At 39.3% G+C, this 23,284-nt stretch carries 21 protein-coding genes and 1 pseudogene; 16 read left to right on the top strand and 6 right to left on the bottom strand.

Going from position 1 to position 23,284, the window contains the following annotated elements:
- The first annotated feature begins 73 nt into the window (after positions 1–73).
- From HT722_RS01725 to HT722_RS01670, 13 genes and pseudogenes are all read left to right on the top strand, one after another.
- Positions 74–577, top strand: a complete 504-nt coding sequence (locus tag HT722_RS01725) for a phosphatase PAP2 family protein (RefSeq protein ID WP_173277156.1) — start codon at positions 74–76, stop codon at positions 575–577.
- Between the two features lie 113 nt (positions 578–690).
- Positions 691–1,137 (top strand): LytTR family DNA-binding domain-containing protein, encoded by a 447-nt coding sequence (locus HT722_RS01720; protein WP_173277153.1) that lies wholly within the window; start codon positions 691–693, stop codon positions 1,135–1,137.
- Between the two features lie 4 nt (positions 1,138–1,141).
- Positions 1,142–1,816 (top strand): hypothetical protein, encoded by a 675-nt coding sequence (locus HT722_RS01715; protein ID WP_173277151.1) that lies wholly within the window; start codon positions 1,142–1,144, stop codon positions 1,814–1,816.
- A gap of 106 nt (positions 1,817–1,922) precedes the next feature.
- A complete protein-coding gene (gene rpmB, locus HT722_RS01710) occupies positions 1,923–2,111 on the top strand; it encodes a 50S ribosomal protein L28 (RefSeq protein ID WP_001140948.1) in 189 nt (62 codons plus the stop codon).
- Positions 2,112–2,265: 154 nt separating this feature from the next.
- The gene (locus HT722_RS01705; RefSeq protein WP_173277149.1) at positions 2,266–2,631 is read left to right on the top strand and encodes an Asp23/Gls24 family envelope stress response protein; all 366 of its coding nucleotides are present in this window, start codon (positions 2,266–2,268) and stop codon (positions 2,629–2,631) included.
- A 2-nt stretch (positions 2,632–2,633) separates the two neighbouring features.
- Positions 2,634–4,301: a DAK2 domain-containing protein gene (locus tag HT722_RS01700; protein ID WP_173277147.1), complete on the top strand. Its 1,668-nt coding sequence runs from the start codon at positions 2,634–2,636 to the stop codon at positions 4,299–4,301.
- 199 nt (positions 4,302–4,500) lie between these two features.
- Entirely contained in the window at positions 4,501–6,201 is a 1,701-nt protein-coding gene (locus tag HT722_RS01695; protein WP_000411735.1) for an acetolactate synthase large subunit, read from the top strand.
- A complete protein-coding gene (gene ilvN / locus HT722_RS01690) occupies positions 6,194–6,670 on the top strand; it encodes an acetolactate synthase small subunit (RefSeq protein ID WP_001253803.1) in 477 nt (158 codons plus the stop codon). The genes HT722_RS01695 and ilvN overlap by 8 nt, the downstream gene beginning before the upstream one ends.
- Before the next feature lie 171 nt (positions 6,671–6,841).
- Positions 6,842–7,864: a ketol-acid reductoisomerase gene (gene ilvC, locus HT722_RS01685; RefSeq protein ID WP_000290683.1), complete on the top strand. Its 1,023-nt coding sequence runs from the start codon at positions 6,842–6,844 to the stop codon at positions 7,862–7,864.
- Between the two features lie 83 nt (positions 7,865–7,947).
- Entirely contained in the window at positions 7,948–8,304 is a 357-nt protein-coding gene (locus tag HT722_RS01680) for a hypothetical protein (protein WP_023940905.1), read from the top strand.
- A gap of 50 nt (positions 8,305–8,354) precedes the next feature.
- Positions 8,355–9,605, top strand: a complete 1,251-nt coding sequence (ilvA, locus tag HT722_RS01675; protein ID WP_000952975.1) for a threonine ammonia-lyase IlvA — start codon at positions 8,355–8,357, stop codon at positions 9,603–9,605.
- 538 nt (positions 9,606–10,143) lie between these two features.
- A pseudogene (locus tag HT722_RS10385) lies at positions 10,144–10,257 on the top strand (SPFH domain-containing protein); the annotation flags it as partial.
- A 106-nt stretch (positions 10,258–10,363) separates the two neighbouring features.
- Positions 10,364–10,579, top strand: coding sequence for a hypothetical protein (locus HT722_RS01670; protein ID WP_001130036.1), 216 nt, complete (start codon positions 10,364–10,366; stop codon positions 10,577–10,579).
- Between the two features lie 106 nt (positions 10,580–10,685).
- On the opposite strand, the gene HT722_RS01665 is transcribed toward HT722_RS01670, so the two are convergent.
- Positions 10,686–11,426, bottom strand: coding sequence for an amino acid ABC transporter ATP-binding protein (locus HT722_RS01665; RefSeq protein WP_173277145.1), 741 nt, complete (start codon positions 11,424–11,426; stop codon positions 10,686–10,688).
- On the bottom strand, positions 11,426–12,991 hold the full coding sequence (locus HT722_RS01660) for an ABC transporter substrate-binding protein/permease (RefSeq protein ID WP_173277141.1): 1,566 nt from the start codon (positions 12,989–12,991) through the stop codon (positions 11,426–11,428). The genes HT722_RS01665 and HT722_RS01660 overlap by 1 nt, the downstream gene beginning before the upstream one ends.
- 138 nt (positions 12,992–13,129) lie before the next feature.
- On the opposite strand from HT722_RS01660, the gene HT722_RS01655 reads away from it, so the two are divergent.
- Complete coding sequence (locus HT722_RS01655; protein ID WP_173277139.1) at positions 13,130–15,019, top strand: DUF2207 domain-containing protein; 1,890 nt, start codon at positions 13,130–13,132, stop codon at positions 15,017–15,019.
- Between the two features lie 62 nt (positions 15,020–15,081).
- Entirely contained in the window at positions 15,082–15,927 is an 846-nt protein-coding gene (locus HT722_RS01650) for an undecaprenyl-diphosphate phosphatase (RefSeq protein ID WP_173277137.1), read from the top strand.
- A gap of 134 nt (positions 15,928–16,061) precedes the next feature.
- On the opposite strand, the gene dinB is transcribed toward HT722_RS01650, so the two are convergent.
- The gene (dinB, locus tag HT722_RS01645) at positions 16,062–17,123 is read right to left on the bottom strand and encodes a DNA polymerase IV (protein WP_173277135.1); all 1,062 of its coding nucleotides are present in this window, start codon (positions 17,121–17,123) and stop codon (positions 16,062–16,064) included.
- A 237-nt stretch (positions 17,124–17,360) separates the two neighbouring features.
- On the opposite strand from dinB, the gene pflB reads away from it, so the two are divergent.
- The gene (gene pflB, locus HT722_RS01640) at positions 17,361–19,685 is read left to right on the top strand and encodes a formate C-acetyltransferase (RefSeq protein ID WP_000260631.1); all 2,325 of its coding nucleotides are present in this window, start codon (positions 17,361–17,363) and stop codon (positions 19,683–19,685) included.
- A 366-nt stretch (positions 19,686–20,051) separates the two neighbouring features.
- Here pflB and HT722_RS01635 read toward each other — a convergent pair whose 3' ends face one another.
- The 3 genes from HT722_RS01635 to HT722_RS01625 all read right to left on the bottom strand — a co-directional run bounded on the left by HT722_RS01635 (position 20,052) and on the right by HT722_RS01625 (position 23,122).
- A complete protein-coding gene (locus tag HT722_RS01635) occupies positions 20,052–20,609 on the bottom strand; it encodes a DUF6036 family nucleotidyltransferase (protein WP_173277133.1) in 558 nt (185 codons plus the stop codon).
- A complete protein-coding gene (locus HT722_RS01630) occupies positions 20,602–20,886 on the bottom strand; it encodes a hypothetical protein (protein WP_000384128.1) in 285 nt (94 codons plus the stop codon). The genes HT722_RS01635 and HT722_RS01630 overlap by 8 nt, the downstream gene beginning before the upstream one ends.
- A gap of 1,012 nt (positions 20,887–21,898) precedes the next feature.
- Positions 21,899–23,122, bottom strand: coding sequence for an ROK family transcriptional regulator (locus HT722_RS01625; protein ID WP_173277131.1), 1,224 nt, complete (start codon positions 23,120–23,122; stop codon positions 21,899–21,901).
- Between the last annotated feature and the right edge of the window lie 162 nt (positions 23,123–23,284).

The following is a 23,284-nucleotide window of genomic DNA, read 5'->3' as shown; positions in this document are numbered from 1 at the left end:
TTCTTTTTCTGCACTATACTAGAAGATAAGTGTTTCCCTGCAAGCAAAATTTGAGTAAGTAATGAGAAAATATATGAAAAATTATCAAGAATGGTATGACCATATTGCTGCTAATATTGAAAATAAGCTCTTTCTTCTGAGCCTGTTAAGAACTTTCAATCGGTTCATGACAGTAGTTATGCCTATAGTTTATCTGACCTTGTTAGCAATTATCTATCTCCAACAAGGACTTGGGAAACAAGTCTTGATCTATGTGTTTATCCCTGCATCAGGTTTTGTGATTTTGTCCTTTCTTCGTAAGAAAATCAATGCTCCTAGGCCTTATGAGGAATGGGATATTAAACCCTTGCTTGACAGAGATAGTCCTGGTCAGTCTATGCCCAGTCGTCATGTCTTTTCAGCAACCATTATCTCCATGGCTTGCTTGCATGCTAGTCTAACTATGGGGATGATTTGTTTGACATTATCAGCCTTCCTCGGTCTAGTGAGAGTCTTAGGGGGAGTGCATTATCCCAAGGATGTAGTGGTTGGCTATATTTGTGGTCTTGTGTGGGGTGTGATTTTCTTTCTATGTTGACCTGTAAGTTAGGGTAGCCTTACAACCACTTACGGGGTCAAAGTAACCACTTGCTTTTTTGCTCTTGTTTTCTTATTTTAGCTTTGATATAGTAGAGTCAGAAAGGAGATGGAATGAAGTTACGAATCGAAATTGACAGCAATTTAGAGGAAACTGAAATTGTCATCAAGGCAGCGGCTTTGACAGATGAGATTGCGGATTTACAGCGCCTCTTGCAAGAGTCCAAGTCCCCTCGGTTGATTTTTTACAAGGGGACAGGTGAATATTATCTGGATTTGTCGGAAATTATCTTCTTTGAGACGGAAGGTAGCAAGATTTACGCCCATACCCAGAAAGATGCCTACGAGGTTCGGCTCAAACTCTATGAGTTAGAGTCTATCCTTCCTCGCTATTTTAGTCGGGTATCCAAGTCAACTATCGCTAATATTCGGCAAATCTATTCGGTGGACAAGTCCTTTTCAGGAACGGGCACCATTTCCTTTTATCAGACCCACAAGGAGGTTCATGTCTCACGGCATTACCAATCCCTCCTAAAAGAAAATCTAAGAAACATGAGGTAATAAGATGAAAAAGAAAGCATTTGGTATTGTGTTGCTCATTTTGGCGGCTTTAATATTATTACAAGGGAATTTTGGAATCCCTTCATTCGGTGGGCAAATTTGGCCCTTGCTCGGTATTGCATTTTTTGTCTATCAATCAGTTGGAGCTTTGTTGCGTCGCCACTTAACTTCAGCCTCTTTTACAGCTCTAGTGGCCTTAATGATTGCTAACCACTTTTATGGCATTTTACCAATTCCCAATCAGTCATTGTTCTGGGCAAGTATTTTAATCGTAATGGGTGTCAGCGCACTCACTCATTCTAACAGAACTTGGAATGGGAAAAAATGGTGGTATGATGGTAAAAAGACCATTCTTATAGATAAGGAAGTCGCTTTTGGGGCTGGGACTTTCTACAAGCAAGAGCAAGAATTGGTAGAGGATCAAGTAGAAGTTGGTTTTGGGAATGCCAAGATTTATTATGACAATGCAGAGATGTTGGGAGATAGCGCAACCTTGAAGATAGAAGTCGGTTTTGGGAATGCAGTTATCTATGTTCCTCAACATTGGGGAGTTGATTTAAAGGTAGAAACTTTCTGTGGCGTAGCCAAGGCAGATACTCCTCTAGCCCCAACCAGCAAAACCTTGATTATCCGTGGAGATGTGGCCTTTGGGAAGTTGGGAATTGTCTACGTTAAATAAAAAAATCTTCCAATTCCCTTGCAAAAATGAAGAAAGTGTGATAACATAGTACGGTATGTGGTGCTAGCACATCCGCTATATTAGATCTAATAGGAGGAAAACACAAATGGCTAAAGTATGTTACTTTACAGGTCGTAAGACTGTATCAGGAAACAACCGTTCACACGCGATGAACCAAACAAAACGTGCCGTAAAACCAAACCTTCAAAAAGTTACTGTTCTTATCGATGGTAAACCTAAAAAAGTTTGGGCTTCAGCTCGTGCTTTGAAATCAGGTAAAGTTGAACGCGTTTAATAATAAAAGTAAGGAGACCTTAGGGTCTTTTTTCTTTTACTGTAGATATAAAATCATTTGAAAATAGAGTAAATATCCGCTGATACAGTATTCTGCTTTTACACTTGAGCTGAAATATGATAAAATAGAGTATCAACTAGTTGAGGTAAAAAGGATGACTGTAAAAATTAATACAAAAGATGGTCAAATCGAACTAACAGATGAAGTGATTGCAACCGTCGTAGGTGGAGCAGCAACTGAGATTTTTGGTGTGGTCGGTATGGCTAGTAAAAATGCCCTCAAAGATAATTTCCAAGCCCTTCTAGGTAGGGAAAATTATTCCAAAGGTGTCGTCGTAAAAGCGGCCGAAGATGGCAGTATTGCAGTTGATGTATATACCGTGTTGAGCTACGGAACAAAGATTAGCGAAGTGTCAAAAAACATTCAAGAGCGTGTTCGTTTTAGCTTGGAAAACCAGCTTGGAATTACTGCTCAGACTGTAAATGTCTACATTCAAAATATCAAAGTTGTAGGAGAATAACCGTGTCAAAAATTACTACTAGCTTATTTCAAGAAATGGTGCAGGCTGCATCAACTCGCTTGAATAAGCAAGCTGAATATGTCAATTCATTAAACGTCTTCCCAGTTCCAGATGGAGATACTGGAACAAACATGGGAATGACCATTGAAAATGGTGCTAAAGAAGTTGCAGATAAGCCAGCTTCTACAGTTGGCGAGGTAGCGAGCATTCTTGCTAAAGGTCTTTTGATGGGTGCGCGTGGGAACTCAGGTGTTATTACGTCTCAGCTTTTCCGTGGATTTTCACAAGCTATCAAGGATAAAGACGAGTTAACAGGTCAAGACTTGGCCCTTGCCTTCCAATCAGGTGTGGAAGTTGCTTATAAAGCAGTTATGAAACCAGTTGAAGGAACGATTTTGACAGTTTCTCGTGGTGCTGCAATCGGTGCTAAGAAAAAAGCTGAGCAAACAGATGACGCTGTTGAAGTCATGCGCGCAGCCTTGGAAGGTGCTAAAACAGCTCTAGCTAAAACACCAGACATGCTTCCAGTATTGAAAGAAGTTGGCGTTGTGGACTCAGGTGGTCAAGGACTGGTCTTCCTCTACGAAGGTTTCCTTTCAGCCCTTACTGGCGAATATATTGCATCTGAGGACTTTGTAGCGACTCCTGCCAACATGAGTGAGATGATCAATGCAGAGCATCATAAGTCTGTGGCTGGTCATGTAGCGACTGAGGACATCGCATTTGGTTACTGTACTGAAATCATGGTAGCTCTTAAGCAAGGTCCAACCTATGCTAAAGATTTTGACTACGATGAGTTCCGTAACTACTTGAATGAACTTGGAGACTCTCTCCTTGTTGTCAACGATGATGAAATTGTCAAAGTTCATGTCCATACAGAAGATCCAGGACTTGTCATGCAAGAAGGTCTCAAATATGGTAGCTTGGTCAAGGTAAAAGTTGACAATATGCGTAACCAACACGAAGCACAGGTTGAGAAAGAAGCTACTCAAGTTAGCAAACCAGCTGAAGAAAAAGAGTATGCTTTGATTGCTGTGGTGGCTGGTAAAGGTCTAGCAGATATCTTCCGTTCTCAAGGTGTGGATTATGTTATCGAAGGCGGTCAAACCATGAACCCTTCAACAGAAGACTTTATCAAGGCTGTTGAACAGGTCAACGCTCGTAACATCATCTTCCTGCCAAACAACAAGAATATCTTCATGGCAGCTCAATCTGCAGCAGAAGTTTTGGAGCAACCAGCAGTGGTGGTGGAAGCTCGTACTTTGCCACAAGGTTTGACAAGTCTTCTTGCCTTTGATCCAAACAAGTCCATCGAAGAAAACCAAGAGCGTATGACTGCAGCCCTTAGCGATGTCGTTAGTGGAAGCGTCACAACAGCCGTTCGTGATACAACCATTGATGGCTTAGAAATCCATGAAAACGATAATCTTGGTATGGTGGATGGGAAAATTCTCGTGTCAAACCCTGACATGCACCAGACCTTGACAGAAACATTGAAACATATGTTGGATGAAGACAGTGAAATCGTAACCTTCTATGTCGGTGAAGACGGAAGCGAAGAACTTGCTAATGAGATTGCCCAAGAAATCGCAGAAGAATTCGAAGATGTTGAAGTCGAGATTCACCAAGGCCAACAACCTGTTTACCCATACCTATTTAGTGTGGAATAAGATTAATAAAGGACTGAGAAATCAGTTCTTTTTTCTTTTTGAGTAATGAAATCGGTATCTTTTTAATAAAAACAAAAATAACATTCATAAATAAACGTTAAAATAGAAAATTCAGAAAATTTCTTCTTTTCTCTTGAAAAATCTTGAAAAAATGGTATGATAGTAACAAGTTATTTTTAAGAGGAAAGAAAGGGGAACAATGGAGAAAATCAGTTTAGAATCTCCTAAGACGGGGTCGGACCTAGTTTTGGAAACACTTCGTGATTTAGGAATTGATACCATCTTTGGTTATCCTGGTGGTGCAGTCTTGCCTTTTTATGATGCGATATATAATTTTAAAGGCATTCGCCACATTCTAGGGCGCCATGAGCAAGGTTGTTTGCATGAAGCTGAAGGTTATGCCAAATCAACTGGAAAGTTGGGTGTTGCCGTCGTCACTAGTGGACCAGGAGCAACAAATGCCATTACAGGGATTGCGGATGCCATGAGCGATAGCGTTCCCCTTTTGGTCTTTACAGGTCAGGTGGCGCGAGCAGGGATTGGGAAAGATGCCTTTCAGGAAGCAGACATCGTGGGAATTACCATGCCAATCACTAAGTACAATTACCAAGTTCGTGAGACAGCTGATATCCCTCGAATCATTACGGAAGCTGTCCATATCGCAACTACAGGACGTCCAGGGCCAGTTGTCATTGACCTACCTAAAGATGTATCTGCTTTAGAAACAGACTTCATCTATTCACCAGAAGTGAACCTACCAAGCTATCAGCCAACTCTTGAGCCAAATGATATGCAAATCAAGAAAATCTTGAAACAATTATCCAAGGCTAAAAAGCCAGTCTTGTTAGCTGGTGGTGGAATTAGTTATGCTGAAGCTGCTGCAGAATTAAATGAATTTGCAGAGCGTTATCAAATTCCAGTGGTAACCAGTCTTTTGGGACAAGGAACGATTGCAACGAGTCATCCACTCTTCCTTGGAATGGGAGGCATGCACGGGTCATTCGCAGCTAATATTGCCATGACGGAAGCGGACTTTATGATTAGTATTGGTTGCCGTTTCGATGACCGCTTGACGGGGAATCCTAAGACTTTTGCTAAGAATGCAAAGGTTGCTCACATTGATATTGACCCAGCTGAGATTGGCAAGATTATCAGTGCAGATATTCCTGTAGTTGGAGATGCTAAAAAGGCCTTGCAAATGTTGCTAGCAGAACCGACAGTTCATAACAATACTGAGAAATGGATTGAGAAAGTTACTAAAGACAAGAACCGCGTTCGTTCTTATGATAAGAAAGAGCGTGTGGTTCAGCCGCAAGCCGTTATTGAACGAATTGGTGAATTGACGAATGGAGATGCCATTGTAGTAACAGACGTTGGTCAACACCAAATGTGGACAGCCCAGTATTATCCCTACCAAAATGAACGTCAGTTAGTGACTTCAGGTGGTTTGGGAACGATGGGATTTGGAATTCCAGCAGCAATCGGGGCTAAAATTGCTAACCCAGATAAGGAAGTAGTCTTGTTTGTTGGGGATGGCGGTTTCCAAATGACTAACCAGGAATTGGCTATTTTGAACATTTACAAGGTGCCAATCAAGGTGGTTATGCTGAACAACCACTCACTCGGAATGGTTCGCCAGTGGCAGGAATCCTTCTATGAAGGTAGAACATCAGAGTCAGTCTTTGACACCCTTCCTGATTTCCAATTGATGGCACAAGCTTATGGTATTAAAAACTATAAGTTTGACAATCCTGAGACCTTGGCTCAAGACCTTGAAGTGATCACTGAGGATGTTCCTATGCTAATCGAGGTAGATATTTCTCGTAAGGAACAGGTGTTACCAATGGTACCAGCTGGTAAGAGTAATCATGAGATGTTGGGGGTGAAGTTCCATGCGTAGAATGTTAACAGCAAAACTACAGAATCGATCAGGAGTCCTCAATCGCTTTACCGGTGTCCTGTCTCGTCGTCAGGTTAATATCGAAAGTATCTCTGTTGGAGCAACAGAAGATCCGAATGTATCGCGTATTACCATTATTATTGATGTAGCTTCACATGATGAAGTGGAGCAAATCATCAAGCAACTCAATCGTCAGATTGATGTGATTCGCATTCGAGATATTACAGACAAGCCTCATTTGGAGCGCGAGGTGATTTTGGTTAAGATGTCAGCGCCAGCTGAGAAGCGAGCTGAGATTCTAGCCATTATTCAACCTTTCCGTGCAACAGTGGTAGACGTAGCGCCAAGCTCGATTACCATTCAGATGACAGGAAATGCTGAAAAGAGTGAAGCTCTATTGCGAGTCATTCGACCATACGGTATTCGCAATATCGCTCGTACGGGTGCAACTGGATTTACCCGCGATTAATACTCTTCGAAAATCAAATTCAAACCACGTCAGCTTCGCCTTGCCGTACTTAAGTACAGCCTGCGGCTAGCTTCCTAGTTTGCTCTTTGATTTTCATTGAGTATAAAAATCCAACTTAAATTTGTTAAACCAGCCTAAAAGGCAATAAATAATAGAAAAGAGAGAAAAACTATGGCAGTTCAAATGGAATACGAAAAAGATGTTAAAGTAGCAGCACTTGACGGTAAAAAAATCGCCGTTATCGGTTATGGTTCGCAAGGGCATGCGCATGCTCAAAACTTGCGTGATTCAGGTCGCGATGTCATCATCGGTGTACGTCCAGGTAAATCTTTTGATAAAGCAAAAGAAGATGGATTTGACACTTACACAGTAGCAGAAGCTACTAAATTGGCTGACGTTATCATGATTTTGGCACCAGACGAAATCCAACAAGAACTTTACGAAGCAGAAATCGCTCCAAACTTGGAAGCTGGAAATGCCGTTGGATTTGCTCATGGTTTCAATATCCACTTTGAGTTTATCAAAGTTCCTGCAGATGTAGATGTCTTTATGTGTGCACCTAAAGGACCAGGACACTTGGTACGCCGTACTTATGAAGAAGGATTTGGTGTTCCAGCTCTTTACGCAGTATATCAAGATGCAACAGGAAATGCTAAAAACATTGCTATGGACTGGTGTAAAGGTGTTGGAGCAGCTCGTGTAGGTCTTCTTGAAACAACATACAAAGAAGAAACTGAAGAAGATTTGTTTGGTGAACAAGCTGTACTTTGTGGTGGTTTGACTGCCCTTATCGAAGCAGGTTTCGAAGTCTTGACAGAAGCAGGTTACGCTCCAGAATTGGCTTACTTTGAAGTTCTTCACGAAATGAAATTGATCGTTGACTTGATCTACGAAGGTGGATTCAAGAAAATGCGTCAATCTATTTCAAACACTGCAGAATACGGTGACTATGTATCAGGTCCACGTGTAATCACTGAACAAGTTAAAGAAAATATGAAGGCTGTCTTAGCAGACATCCAAAATGGTAAATTTGCAAATGACTTTGTAAATGACTATAAAGCTGGACGTCCAAAATTGACTGCTTACCGTGAACAAGCAGCTAACCTTGAAATTGAAAAAGTTGGTGCAGAATTGCGTAAAGCAATGCCATTCGTTGGTAAAAACGACGATGATGCATTCAAAATCTATAACTAATTAGAGAGCAAAGGATTTTGAGAAAATTTTAGCTTCAGCTATTCGTGGGATATTAGATGTACTGATTTAGGAGTTGAAATCATATGAATATTACCAATTTGTTTTCTATCAAGACAGGATGTGATGAGACTGATAGGCAACTGCAAAAATTATTTTTTCAGTTGGATTTACAATTGGGAGAATTGACAGATCAACTAAGAAAATTAGATTCTAATTTTGTTCCTCGTAGTCAATTTGTAGACACGCTGGATTTGAATGATGTAGAATATAAAGAAATTTTAAACTATTTTATCTTCCATCGTAATGATAGTGAAGAAAGTTTGGTAGAATGGTTATATGATTGGATTTCCACAAATCGTTATGAACTTCCTAAAGAATTTTCAATTCGTATGGCTCATAAATATCATGAAAGTGTTGCTGAAGTTTTTGGAGATGAATAACTAAAAAAACAGTCATTAGTGACTGTTTTTTATAGAAAAAGAGGTTTTATATGTTAAGTTCAAAAGATATCATCAAGGCTCACAAGGTCTTGAACGGTGTGGTTGTGAATACACCGCTTGATTATGACCATTATTTATCGGAGAAGTATGGTGCTAAGATTTATTTGAAAAAGGAAAATGCCCAGCGTGTTCGTTCTTTTAAAATTCGTGGTGCCTATTATGCTATTTCTCAGCTCAGCAAGGAAGAGCGTGAGCGTGGGGTAGTCTGCGCTTCTGCGGGAAATCATGCGCAGGGAGTTGCCTATACTTGTAACGAGATGAAAATTCCTGCTACTATTTTTATGCCCATTACTACTCCGCAACAAAAAATTGGGCAGGTTCGCTTTTTTGGTGGGGACTTCGTAACCATTAAACTAGTTGGAGATACCTTTGATGCTTCTGCTAAAGCAGCTCAAGAATTTACAGTTTCTGAAAATCGTACCTTTATTGATCCTTTTGATGATGCTCATGTTCAAGCAGGTCAAGGGACAGTTGCTTATGAGATTTTAGAAGAAGCTCGAAAAGAATCGATTGATTTTGATGCTGTCTTGGTTCCTGTTGGTGGTGGTGGTCTCATTGCCGGGGTTTCTACCTATATCAAGGAAACAAGTCCAGAAATTGAAGTCATTGGGGTAGAGGCTAATGGAGCGCGTTCTATGAAGGCTGCTTTTGAAGCTGGTGGTCCAGTCAAACTCAAAGAAATTGACAAATTTGCGGATGGGATTGCTGTGCAAAAGGTAGGGCAGTTGACCTATGAAGCAACTCGTCAACATGTTCAAACTTTGGTAGGTGTCGATGAGGGGTTGATTTCTGAAACCTTGATTGACCTCTACTCTAAGCAAGGGATTGTTGCAGAACCTGCTGGAGCGGCTAGTATCGCTTCTTTAGAGGTTTTGGCTGAATATATCAAGGGGAAAACTATTTGTTGTATCATTTCTGGAGGGAATAATGATATCAACCGTATGCCAGAAATGGAAGAACGTGCCTTGATTTATGATGGGATCAAGCATTACTTTGTGGTCAATTTTCCACAGCGTCCAGGTGCTCTGCGTGAATTTGTAAATGATATTTTGGGACCAAACGATGATATCACACGTTTTGAGTATATCAAACGAGCTAGCAAGGGGACAGGCCCAGTATTGATTGGTATTGCCTTGGCAGATAAGCATGATTATGCAGGTTTGATCCGTAGAATGGAAGGTTTTGATCCGGCTTATATTAACTTAAATGGGAATGAAACGCTTTATAATATGCTTGTCTGAGGACTAATAAAAAAATATCATATTATTTGCACAACTGATGTATAGGTGCTATAATGAAGATGAAGAAAGGGGGCGATTCCTATGGTTTTAGGAAGCTTATCGTGCAATTCTTACTTCTGTTCATTATAGCACTTATGATGTTTGGCTCAGATTTCCATCCTTCATTTTGATTTCCCATCTATTTTGAAAAGTAAACTCACACGGTCTTTAAGATGTGATTTGATTTCTTTTTATTGACAAATATACCATATTAAAAGAATATATAAGTAATCGACTGAGCTTATCTGTCTTGTCATCTTTATTAAGGATGGTTTAGATAATCGGGTGTTTGGTTTTAGGCTAGCACCTCAATATCCAAATGAGTGATGAATTTGAAGAATATAAGGAATACCTATCTCTCAGATGATTTCTTGAGGAAGAAAGATAGGAGTTTTTGAGCTAGTGAAGGCTTGGATTTCTAAAGGTTAGAACTGTCATCTTTAGTTCTTAAATCGAAGAAATAAGCTATCTTACGGAAATAGAGAAGCATTTTTTTAAAAGCTTGAATAATTTTGCACCTCAAGAGGGTAATAATACAATATTTTTATTAGTAAATATTTATGGTGTAGAGGCTAGCAAAACCTATATATTATCGGCTTTAAAAAGGAAGTAAGAAAATTCTGAACTAATTATTTTCGTTGAATATATGTTTTTTTATTGACAAAATTAGTAAAAACGTATACAATTAAGTATTGTAAAGAAGAAAATAGGAGAAAAACATGGCTAAGTCAAACTTTGAAAAAGTAGAATCAGTTGTTGGCTGGGTTCGTGATAAGAAAATCACAGGCTACCGTATCTCTAAAGAAACGAATGCACGTGAAATGTCTATCATTGCTCTGGCGCAGGGTCGTGCAAAAGTAAAAAATATTTCATTTGAAACAGCCCTAGGCCTAATTGATTTCTATGAAAAAAATCATGAAAAATTTGAAGATTAATCTTTGGATAACGGCGGATTCTTGACCCTCAAGTAGTAGAGATAGAGAATCTGCCTTTTCATTTTGGACAGCAAAAAGACTGCACGGTTGATGCAGCCTTTTCTTTTTATTTGAGATAGCGTTGAAGGAATTCTTGTGTACGGTCTTCTTTAGGATTGGTGAAGAGGTCTTCTGGTTTGCCTTCTTCAGCAATCACACCTTTATCCATAAAGATAACACGGTGAGAGACATCACGGGCGAATTCCATTTCGTGGGTTACGACAATCATGGTCAAGCCTTCTTGAGCCAGGTCCTGCATGATTTTGAGGACTTCTCCAACCATTTCTGGATCGAGAGCTGATGTTGGTTCATCAAAGAGAATAGCATCAGGATTCATGGAAAGGGCACGAGCGATAGCCACACGTTGTTTTTGACCTCCTGAGAGTTGTTTTGGTTTCGCTTGCCAGTAGCGTTCTCCCATGCCGACCTTTTCAAGGTTTTCTTTGGCAATCTTTTCAGCTTCTGTACGTTCGCGTTTAAGAACAGTTGTCTGAGCGACAATTGTGTTTTCAAGCACGTTGAGATTTTCAAAGAGGTTAAAGGATTGGAAAACCATTCCTAACTTTTCACGGTATTGCGTGAGGTCATAGCCTTTTTCGAGGACGTTTTGTCCATGATAAAGGATTTGTCCATCAGTTGGCGTTTCAAGTAGGTTAATGGAGCGTAGGAAGGTCGATTTCCCGCTTCCAGAGCTTCCGATGATAGAGATGACCTCTCCCTTGTGGACAGTGAGTGAAATGTCTTTTAGCACTTCGTTTTGGCCATAGGATTTTTTGAGGTGTTTAATTTCAAGGATTGCTTGTGTCATTATTTCAAATCCTCCGTTTGCATTTGGTTAGCACCTGTAGTATAGGTATCCATGTCCATGCGGCGTTCGATGAAGCGTAGGATACGTGTTACGGTGAAGGTGAGGACAAAGTAAATCACGGCGATGATTGTAAATGTCTGGAAGTATTGATAGGTTTGCGTTGCCACGGTATTTCCTGAGAAATAAAGTTCGACAACAGAGATAACGTTCAATACAGATGTATCTTTGATATTGATGACAAATTCATTACCAGTTGCTGGTAGGATATTGCGGACAACCTGAGGTAGGACAATCTTGCGCATGGTTTGGTTATGAGTCATACCAAGAGCAGTCGCAGCTTCAAATTGTCCCTTGTCAACTGCTAGGATACCACCACGGACGATTTCAGTCATGTAGGCACCGGTGTTAATCGAAACGATGAAGATAGCAGCCAGTGTGCGGTCAAGGTTGATACCGAAAGCTTGGGCAGTTCCATAGTAGATAACCATCGATTGAACGATCATTGGCGTACCACGGAAAATTTCAATGTAGACATTGAGGATCCAGCCGATTAGTTTTTGTAATCCATAAATGGCTTTATTTTCAGAGAGAGGAGCAGTACGGAAAACACCAATGGCAAGACCGATGATGAGACCGATGATGGTTCCGACGATAGAGATTAAAAGAGTGATACCAGCACCACGCAAGAGTTGTTGCCAGTTTTCAGAAAGAATTTTAGCGACTTGGCTAAAGAAACTACTGCTAGTCTCTTCAGTTGTTGTAGCTTCGGCAGGTTGTTCCTTGATCATACGATCCATCAAGGCAACTTGGTCGTCTTTTGAAATGGTTTCAATGCTGGCATTGATTTGGCTAATACGATTGTCATCTTTACGAAGTCCAATAGCGATAGCTGTATCTTCTTCCCCAGTTTTGAAACCAGGTTCTACTTGAACCATTTTAAACTTAGAGTTCGCAGCTTCAGCGGTCAGAGCTTCTGGGCGTTCAGAAACATAGGCATCGATGACACCAGCCTCAAGAGCTTGGCGCATTTGAGCGAAGTCTCCCATGGCTGTTTCTTTTTTAGCACCTGTGATTTGTGCAATCAAGTCATAAAGGTAGACGCCTTGTTGAGAAGTGATTTTCGCACCATTAAAGTCATCCAAAGATTTAGCATTTGCGTAGGCAGAATCTTTTTTGACTAGTAGAACTGGTTCGCTAGTGTAGTAACTGCTTGAAAAGGCAATTTCTTGTTTGCGTTCGGCAGTTGGACTCATACCTGCGATAATCATGTCAATCTTACCAGAAGTAAGGGCGGGGACTAGACCTTCCCACTTGGTTTTAACAACCAAAGGTTCTTTGCCTAAGTCCTTAGCGATTTTCTTGGCGATTTGGACATCGTATCCATTAGCGTACTGGTTGGTCCCATCGATTTTGACAGCCCCATTGCTATCATCATCCTGGGTCCAGTTAAAGGGAGCATATGCTGCTTCCATCCCGATGCGTAAATATTCATCGGCTTGAGCAACATTGACAAGTCCTAGCATCAGCAAGAGACTTGTGAAAATAGATAAGTATATTTTTCTCATGATTTCTCCTATTTCTAATCTATTAAAAAATAACTGTCTCCTATTTTATCGAAAAAAACTCTATTTTTCAATATAGGTAAGCCCTTACTTATGAAAAAATGATATAATGATAGCAAAGATAAAAAGGGGGCTTAGCTGATGAAAAAAACTTTTTTCTTACTGATGTTTGGCTTGTTTTGCCTTCTGCCACTTTCTGTTTTCGCCATTGATTTCAAGATAAACTCTTACCAAGGGGATTTGTATATTCATGCAGACAATACAGCAGAATTTAGACAGAAGATAGTTTACCAGTTTGAGGAGGACTTTAAGGGCCAAATCGTAGGACTTGGTCGTGCAGGCAAGATGCCTAGTGGATTTGACATTGATCCTCATCCAAAGGTTCAGGCTGCGAAAAATGGTGCTGAACTAGCAGATGTTACTAGCGAAGTGACAGAAGAAGCGGATGGTTATACTGTTAAAGTCTATAATCCAGGCCAGGAAGGCGACACAGTTGAAGTTGACCTTACATGGAACTTAAAAAATTTGCTTTTCCTTTATGATGACATTGCTGAATTAAATTGGCAACCTTTAACAGATAGTTCAGGGGCTATTGGCAAGTTTGAATTTCATGTAAGGGGAGACAAGGGGGCTGAAAAACTCTTTTTCCATACAGGGAAACTTTTCAGAGAGGGAACGATTGAAAAGAGTAGCCTTGATGATACTATTCGTTTGGACAATCTTCCGGCTAAGCGTGGAGTTGAGTTGCATGCCTATTGGCCTCGAACTGATTTTGCTAGCGCTAGGGATCAGGGCTTGAAAGGGAGTCGTTTAGAAGAGTTTAATAAGATAGAAGACTCGATTGTTAAAGAAAAAGAGCAAAGTAAACAACTCGTTACTTGGGTCTTTCCTTCGATACTTTCCATCTCCTTGTTATTGAGTGTCTGCTTTTATTTTATTTATAGAAGAAAGACCACTTCTTCAGTTAAATATGCCAAAAATCATCGTCTCTATGAGCCACCAATGGAATTAGAACCTATGGTATTATCAGAGGCTGTCTACTCGACCTCCTTGGAGGAAGTGAGTCCTCTAACCAAAGGAGCAGGAAAATTCACCTTTGACCAACTTATTCAAGCTACCTTGCTAGATGTGATAGATCGTGGAAATGTCTCTATTATTTCAGAAGGAGATGCAGTTGGTTTGAGGCTGGTGAAAGAAGATGGTTTGTCAAGCTTTGAGAGAGACTGTCTAAATCTTGCCTTTTCAGGCAAAAAAGAAGCCCCTCTTTCCAATTTGTTTGCGGATTACAAGGTATCTGACAGCCTTTATCGCGGAGCTAAAGCTGCTGATGAAAAGCGGATTCAAGCAAGGGGGCGTCAGCTCAAATCTTCTTTCGAAGAAGTGTTGAAAGAGATGCAAGAAGGGGTGAGAAAACGAGTTTCCTTCTGGGGGCTTCCAGCTTATTATCGTCCCTTGACTGGTGGGGAAAAGGCTTTGCAAGTGGGGATGGGACTTTCTACTATCCTACCATTATTTATCGGATTTGGTCTATTCTTGTACAGTTTGGACGTTTATGGCTATCTTTACCTCCCTTTGCCAATACTTGGTTTTCTAGGTTTGGTTTTGGCTGTTTTCTATTATTGGAAGCTTCGACTAGATAATCGTGATGGTGTTCTGAATGAAGCAGGAGCAGAAGTCTACTATCTCTGGACCAGTTTTGAAAATATGTTACGTGAGATTGCACGGTTGGATCAGGCAGAGTTGGAAAGTATTGTAGTCTGGAATCGCCTCTTGGTCTATGCGACCTTATTTGGCTATGCGGACAAGGTCAGTCATTTGATGAAGGTTCATCACATCCAAGTAGAAAATCCAGATATCAATCTCTATGTAGCTTATGGCTGGCACAGTATGTTTTATCATTCAAGTGCGCAAATGAGCCATTATGCTAGTGTCGCAAATACAGCAAGTACCTACTCCGTATCTTCTGGAAGTGGAAGTTCTGGCGGTGGCTTCTCTGGAGGCGGAGGTGGTGGCAGTATAGGCGCCTTTTAAAGAGAGCTGTCACAGGCTGAAAAAATATGCTATAATGGAAGATAGAAAAAAAGGAGTAATCTATGTATCTTATTGAAATTTTAAAATCTATCTTCTTCGGGATTGTTGAAGGAATTACGGAATGGTTGCCGATTTCCAGTACAGGTCACTTGATTTTAGCAGAGGAATTTATCCAATACCAAAATCAAAACGAAGCCTTTATGTCCATGTTTAATGTTGTGATTCAGCTTGGTGCGATTTTGGCGGTCATGGTTATTTACTTTAATAAGCTCAATCCTTTCAAATCCACTAAGGACAAGCAGGAAGTTCGTAAGACTTGGAGACTATGGTTGAAGGTCTTGATTGCAACTTTGCCTTTACTTGCCGTCTTTAAGTTTGATGATTGGTTTGATACCCACTTCCATAACATGGTTTCTGTTGCTCTCATGTTGATTATCTATGGGATTGCCTTTATCTATTTGGAAAAGCGCAATAAAGCGCGTGCTATCGAGCCAAGTGTAACAGAGTTGGACAAGCTTCCTTATACGACCGCTTTCTATATCGGACTCTTCCAAGTTCTTGCTCTTTTACCAGGGACTAGCCGTTCAGGTGCAACGATTGTCGGTGGTTTGTTGAATGGAACTAGTCGTTCAGTTGTGACAGAATTTACCTTCTATCTTGGAATTCCTGTTATGTTTGGAGCTAGTGCCTTAAAGATTTTCAAATTTATAAAAGCAGGACAACTCTTGAGCTTTGGGCAATTGTTCTTGCTCTTGGTTGCGATGGGAGTCGCTTTTGCAGTCAGCATGGTGGCTATTCGCTTCTTGACCAGCTATGTGAAAAAACACGACTTTACCCTTTTCGGTAAATACCGCATCGTGCTTGGTAGTGTTTTGCTACTTTACAGTTTTGTCCGTTTATTTGTATAAGAAAAACCTTGAAGGGGCAACTCTTCAAGGTTTTGTACTCTTCGAAAATCTCTTCAAACCGCGTCAGCTCTATCTGCAACNNTTGAGCAGCCTGCGGCTAGCTTCCTAGTTTGCTCTTTGATTTTCATTGAGCTTTAAAATCCAGTCACGGTAATCCCCAGCAGGCGGACACCTCTTTCTTTCTCGCTTAACTCTTCATAGAGTTGCAGGGCTATTTGGCTTATCTGACCAGCATCCTGTGTTTTTTGAGCAAGACTTTTTCGTTTAGTAAGAGTTGAAAAGTCCTCGTAGCGGATTTTCAAAATAACAATTTTTCCAGCTTTTTCTTGCTGACTGAGATTGAGAGCGATTCTTTCTGATAGAAGAGTCAGCTCTTTTTTAATGTCTTCCTCGGCACGGAGAATCTTTCCATAGGTTTTCTCCTTGCCGATTGATTTACGGATGCGATTGGATTTGACGGGGGAATTGTGAATACCACGAGCCTTTCGATACAGGTCATAGCCCAGTCTGCCAAAGCGGTCTATTAGGGTCACTTCAGGGACTTCAAGCAAATCAGCGCCGGTAAAAACACCCATGTGATGAAGCCGTTCCACCGTCTTTTTTCCTACTCCATGAAACTTGGAAATATCCATTTGTTTGAGAAAATCTTCAGCCTGGTCAGGTAGAATCACTGTCAGACCATGTGGTTTTTGATAATCACTGGCCATTTTAGCTAAGAATTTGTTGTAAGAAACGCCAGCAGAAGCAGTTAGATGGAGTTCTTGCCAGATATCCTCTTGAATGAGGCGAGCGATTTTGACCGCTGACTTGATACCGAGTTTATTTTCTGTCACATCCAAATAGGCTTCATCAATGCTCATGGGTTCTATTAAATCTGTATAACGCTTAAAGATAGATCGAATCTGGAGTCCCACAGTCTTGTATTTTTCATAATTCCCTGAGATAAAGACTGCCTGGGGACAACGTTCATAGGCTTCTTTAGAACTCATGGCAGAATGGACACCAAAAGCTCGCGCCTCATAGCTACAGGTAGAAACGACTCCCCGCCCACCTGTTTGCCGAGGGTCGCTTCCGATAATGACAGGTTTTCCTCTGAGTTTAGGATTATCTCTGATTTCCACCGCAGCAAAAAAGGCATCCATGTCAATATGGATGATTTTTCTTGACAAATCATTTAACAAAGGAAAAATTAACATGCCTAGCACCTTTTTACTGCTTATTTTCTTTTATTATACCCTTTTTTCTGAAAAAAAGAAAAAAGGACTTTATTTTTTCAAAAATATAATACAGTTTGAAATAAAATGTAGACTGTTTTAGAAAAGAAAGTGTAAAAATAGGGAATTTTCACTTGTTGAAATCGGTTACTGTATGGTATACTTGACTCATGAATGTAACAGATGGTTGTTACTAGAAAGAAAAAAGAGGACATTAACATGGTTGTTAAGACAGTTGTTGAAGCACAAGATATTTTTGACAAAGCTTGGGAAGGCTTCAAAGGCGTAGATTGGAAAGAAAAAGCAAGTGTATCACGCTTCGTACAAGCTAACTACACACCTTATGATGGAGACGAAAGCTTCCTCGCAGGACCAACAGAACGTTCACTTCACATCAAAAAAATTGTAGAAGAAACTAAGGCTCACTACGAAGAAACTCGTTTCCCAATGGACACTCGTCCAACATCTATCGCTGATATCCCAGCAGGATTTATCGATAAAGAAAATGAAGTGATCTTCGGTATCCAAAACGACGAACTCTTCAAATTGAACTTCATGCCAAAAGGTGGTATCCGTATGGCTGAAACTACTTTGAAAGAAAATGGATACGAACCAGACCCAGCTGTTCACGAAATCTTTACTAAATATGTAACAACAGTTAACGACGGTATTTTCCGTGCCTACACTTCAAATATCCGTCGCGCTCGTCACGCACACACTGTAACTGGTCTTCCAGATGCATACTCACGCGGACGTATCATCGGTGTTTACGCACGTCTTGCTCTTTACGGTGCAGACTACTTGATGCAAGAAAAAGTAAACGACTGGAATGCAATCGAAGAAATCGATGAAGAAACAATCCGTCTTCGTGAAGAAATCAACCTTCAATACCAAGCATTGCAACAAGTTGTTCGCTTGGGTGACCTTTATGGAGTTGACGTTCGCAAACCAGCGATGAACGTTAAAGAAGCAATCCAATGGGTTAACATCGCCTTCATGTCTGTCTGCCGTGTTATCAACGGTGCTGCAACATCTCTTGGACGTGTGCCAATCGTATTGGACATCTTTGCAGAACGTGACCTTGCTCGTGGTACATTTACTGAATCAGAAATCCAAGAATTCGTTGATGATTTCGTTATGAAACTTCGTACAGTTAAATTTGCTCGTACAAAAGCTTACGACCAATTGTACTCAGGTGACCCAACCTTCATCACAACTTCTATGGCTGGTATGGGTAACGACGGTCGTCACCGTGTTACTAAGATGGACTACCGTTTCTTGAACACTCTTGACAATATCGGTAACTCTCCAGAACCAAACTTGACAGTTCTTTGGACTGACAAATTGCCATACAACTTCCGTCGCTACTGTATGCACATGAGCCACAAACACTCTTCTATCCAATACGAAGGTGTAACAACAATGGCTAAAGACGGATATGGTGAAATGAGCTGTATCTCATGCTGTGTGTCTCCACTTGACCCAGAAAATGAAGAACAACGCCACAACATCCAGTACTTCGGTGCGCGTGTAAACGTATTGAAAGCCCTTCTTACTGGTTTGAACGGTGGTTACGACGATGTTCACAAAGACTACAAAGTATTTGATATCGAACCAATCCGTGACGAAGTTCTTGAATTTGAATCAGTTAAAGCTAACTTTGAAAAATCTCTTGATTGGTTGACTGACACTTACGTAGATGCTTTGAACATCATCCACTACATGACTGATAAGTACAACTACGAAGCTGTTCAAATGGCCTTCTTGCCAACTAAACAACGTGCCAACATGGGATTCGGTATCTGTGGATTTGCTAACACTGTTGATACATTGTCAGCTATCAAATATGCTACAGTTAAACCAATCCGTGATGAAAATGGCTACATCTACGATTACGAAACAATCGGTGAATACCCACGTTGGGGTGAAGATGACCCACGTTCAAACGAATTGGCAGAATGGTTGATCGAAGCTTACACAACTCGTCTACGTAGCCACAAACTTTACAAAGACGCAGAAGCTACAGTTTCACTTTTGACTATCACATCTAACGTTGCTTACTCTAAACAAACTGGTAACTCACCAGTCCACAAAGGTGTATACCTCAACGAAGATGGTTCTGTGAACTTGTCTAAACTTGAATTCTTCTCACCAGGTGCTAACCCATCTAATAAAGCTAAAGGTGGATGGTTGCAAAACTTGAACTCACTTTCTAGCCTTGACTTTAGTTATGCAGCTGATGGTATCTCATTGACTACACAAGTATCACCTCGTGCTCTTGGTAAGACTCGTGATGAACAAGTTGATAACTTGGTAACAATCCTTGATGGTTACTTTGAAAACGGGGGACAACACGTTAACTTGAACGTTATGGACTTGAACGATGTTTACGAAAAGATCATGTCAGGTGAAGACGTTATCGTACGTATCTCTGGATACTGTGTAAACACTAAATACCTCACTCCAGAACAAAAAACTGAATTGACACAACGTGTCTTCCACGAAGTTCTTTCAATGGATGATGCCTTGGATGCATTGAGCTAATCAAGTTCTTGAATAATAAAAAGGAACCCTCGGTCAATCGACTGAGGGTTTTGTGCTTGGGATAGTGTGAGCAATTCCTTCGGCGCAATATGCAATGTTTTTGGGAAAGAATAGTGGACTGAATCTGAAATATAATAGATTGAAACTAGAATAGTACACCTTTATTTCTAAAACATTGTTAGAAATCGATTTGACTGTCCTGATCGATTGGTCCTATTCTTATTTCATTTTACTATAGTCCACTAAAACGGCTCAAACAGTGCTAGAAATTGACTGGAATTCTCTAAGCGATTTGTTCAGTTTTTATTTCATTTCATCATAAAAACAAGACGACTGGCTAATTGACAATCATCTTGTTTGATACTGTTAATAAAATTCGCGAAGTTTATCTTGATTTTCTTTAAAAAATTTTTCTAACCAATCCATACCATAAGCATAACTAAAACCTTCTAATAGAACAGAGAGGTCAATAGTATCAAATCCCATGTCTTTTAAATATTTAAAGGTATCGAATGGTGAATGAAAGTTTTTGTATTTAATAATTGCACCAATATCTTTCAAACCCTGCTCTCTGATACTCATCATCTTCATTCCTAACACATACTCAATAGGGACTACTAAAACGGTCAGATTCTCAAATGAGTACAAGGATTCGCATAAACTTAAGGGAGGTTGTTTGTTCATATTTGCAACATGATTGTTGAGCCATAACTCTTTGTGGGTGTTAAGATTAAACTGTTTTCCTACACGAGCAATAATTTCATTGATTTTCTGATTTTGGTCATAAAAAGCATCAACATCTTGTGTGGCACGTAAACCATGATATTCTAAGACATAACCACCGACACAGATAATTGTTAAAGTCAGATTTTCCTGAATTAATTCCTTATTTAGGGCTTGGAAGACCGGTTTCATTTTATCCATGCTTGTATTTCTCCATCAATTTTTGAACATTGGTTAACTTAGCAGGTTTATTTAATGAAATCACATATTTATGAGTTGGAGTATGCTCTTGAAAGGCATACTTCAAGCTAATTTTTTGAAAATGGGTTAGTTCTTCGGAGTCTAGCAACTTTTCTACATCTTGGTTTGTTAAATAAGAATAGTCTTCAAAAATAACTTTTCGCAAATAGCGAAACCAATGGCTTGCGTTGAATTGTGATTGTTTGGATGCCTGTATCATATAATCGTACCAATCCATTGTCTTCCTCCTATGGAATTTAGTTTATCTTATTGTAGTTTATATTTAAAAATGTAGTTTTTTTAATTAGTTCGTATTAGAAAAGAGTATTTAGAAATGTAAAATGAACCTTTTTTCTTATCCAAAAACCTTACTAAAGTATATAATTTAGGAAGTCAATTCTGTATGATAATGTTTGTACTATCGTTGAGTTTTTGCTTAATTGCCTAACGAGATAAATTTTAGAAGAATTTTCGGTGTGATTTGACAAGCTTCTGACTGGAAGGATAGTTACACTAGTATTGTTTATTAAAATGAGGAGATAGAGAAAATTTGGAATCCATTTGCTTATTATCAATCGTTTTTTTAGCTTATTTGTCTTAGATTGGTATAGAACTGATTTATGGATTGATCCTCTTGTATCTTATCTTGTTCCTAAATATGTTGGTAGAAAAATGAAGCAGTTGTTACGAGTGTCTGTATTGGGAAAAATTTTATCTATACAATTCTTTAAATGATATGAAGGCTAGGAATGCCAAAACACTGACATATTTCGTTTGAATCTCATCCGATCCCTTTACTTGTATTTGTAGAAATGCTATCAGTAATATATTCGCGAACACTATGATTTACAACAGTGTGGTCGTACATCTTTGTAACTTTATTATACAACAACCATTTACAGGTGTAAAGTTGAGCAGTGTCTTTAGTAAATTTAGGGACTTGTTTTGTCACAGTTTTGATACCTGTATTCGTTGTTTTATGAGCATTTAACGTTTCTTTTCATGTAGGCATTTCAATAATTAGAATGATATTTTTCCGAGGATTAACTTATATATTGTGACTTTTTAGAGTTACGATGTCTCTTGATCTGACTATCGCTATCAATTTCATCTATTTTTACAGTTTCACTCAACATAGCGAGAAGGCGGTTTCCTATATGGAAGTCGTCTTGTTTTCATATTGTCTAAATACGAGATATTTACTACAGGTTATAGTTGCTTTAAACAGGTCTATAGATTTCTAATATATATTAAGGTGAAATAATATCTTGTAATACATTGCTATGCTCTATGAAAAAAGCGACGATAGCTAATGCACAAGCTCCTATACTTCCACGATGTTTGTTGTAGGGTAAAATTTCAATTTCTATATTACGAGTAAAGGGAACGAAGTGGAGCTGATCTTGGATTTTATCCCTGACTTCATGAGTGAAAGGTTGATAATTAAGCAATTGACTGTTGATATAGATTTTATCAGCAGGATTGATGAGGAGAAGATTTGCAATAGAAGTGGCCAATAAATTGACTCCTTTATCAATTTGTTGACGTAAAGCGGAGTCGCCTAAGTTGTAAGCTGTTAAAAGGGTATCTAAATGAATGTCTTTTTCAGTTTTTACAAGGCTTTTTAGTACAGTTAGTTGAGAATTTTTAAATAATAATTGGGCATGTTTGATTAACCAAGCATCCGAAATATATGTTTGTAAACAACCTTTTTTTCCGCATTCACAATATTGCCCATTCAATTCGACAATGGTGTGTCCAATTTCTCCGATATAAGGATTTTTAGAGGCTCCTATTTTTTCTTTTGTGAAAAAGGAAGTGTAAATACCTAATCCAGCGTGTAGGAAAATAAAATTATCGGGGGTATTGTGTGGATTAAGAAGGTATTGTCCTATAGCCATACAATCGATATTATTTTTTACAATAAAAGGAAAATTGAAATCTTTAATTACATTTAATAAATTAAAAGATTCCCATATGGGGTTGTTTGTAATGATGCTTCCGGAGTCTTTGTTATAATGTCCAGGTATTGATAGGCCAAATCCAAGTAATTTTGTCTCCAAAGGGACATACTCTATAGCTGTTTTTATCATATTGGTAATGGTGGAATTGATTTCTGAAATAGGATAATCTTCATTCAAAATTTCTGTCTCGAAAAGAGTTTTCCCTTGTAAGTCACATAGACTGAGAAAGACACCTAGGACGTTTATTTCAATACCTCCAACAACATACGGAATATTATCTGTAATAGAAATAGTTTTTCTACGTCTTCCAGATCCGGAAAACTCGCTAAATTCATCACCAGTTTCGTATATGAGGGATTGTTCGCTTAGCTCTTTTATGATGTTAGTCGTTGTTGCTGGAGTAAGTCCTGTTTCATTAACAATATCTGTACGGGATGTTGCTGGATTTCGATATAGAAACTCCAGTATAGTGGCTCTATTGTGTAAAAAGGCTGATTGTTTTGTAATCATTTGTTTCCTCCTTTGGTTTATTTTATATTAAACATAAGAAAAAATCAATTAAAATTATTATTCTATACAAAGAAAAAATATTGTAAAAACAGTAAAAAATATATTGACAACGCTTTCTGTTAGTGGTATATTTAATTTATAAAAAATAAAAAAAGGAGTTCC

Origin of the sequence: Streptococcus sp. 53, from assembly GCF_013276565.1 — a bacterium.
In the GTDB taxonomy this organism is placed as follows: domain Bacteria; phylum Bacillota; class Bacilli; order Lactobacillales; family Streptococcaceae; genus Streptococcus.
Note: the sequence above shows the minus strand (reverse complement) of the source record. Positions and strands in the feature narration are given on the sequence as shown.